This window comes from Allobosea sp. 2KB_26, assembly GCF_052115715.1.
Classification (GTDB): domain Bacteria; phylum Pseudomonadota; class Alphaproteobacteria; order Rhizobiales; family Beijerinckiaceae; genus Allobosea.
Map to the genome: position 1 here is coordinate 1 of NZ_JBFRHE010000066.1, position 465 is coordinate 465.

At 72.9% G+C, this 465-nt stretch carries 1 protein-coding gene; it reads right to left on the reverse strand.

Annotated elements, in window-relative coordinates; genetic code table 11:
* On the reverse strand, positions 1–465 hold a 465-nt coding region (locus tag AB4099_RS35225; RefSeq protein WP_441481511.1), incomplete at both ends, for an autotransporter outer membrane beta-barrel domain-containing protein.

Consider the following 465-nt stretch of genomic DNA (forward strand, 5'->3'; position numbering starts at 1 on the left):
AAGCCGAGGCGCTGGTCGCGGCCGAGCACCTGCAGTGCGGTGGGGCCACCTGTCTCGGCGTCGCGGCTGGTGCGGACCGTGACGGCTGCGATCTGCGCAAAGGGCTCGAACGAGACCGGCCCGTAGGGCAGGGCGTAGCCAATCTCGGCAAAGGCCTGGGCGGTCGCGCTGCGGCCATCGAGGCGCAGCAGGTCGGAGATGCCGGGCAGCGCGACCCGGCGCGTCACGTCGAGATCGCTCCAGGCATAGGCCGCGCCGGCCCGCAGCGAGACGGCGCCGAAACGCATGCCGCCATAAAGCGCGCCATGGGCGCTGCCCAGCTCGCCGCTGGAGCGGCGGCCGTCGATATCGAAATCGGTGTGCGTATAGCCGCCGGCAAGGCCGAGGCGCCAGTGCCCGTCGCCGCTCCAGCCGGAGTTGAGCTCGGCGCCGAACAGCATGCCGCCGCCGCGCCGGTCGAGCGAG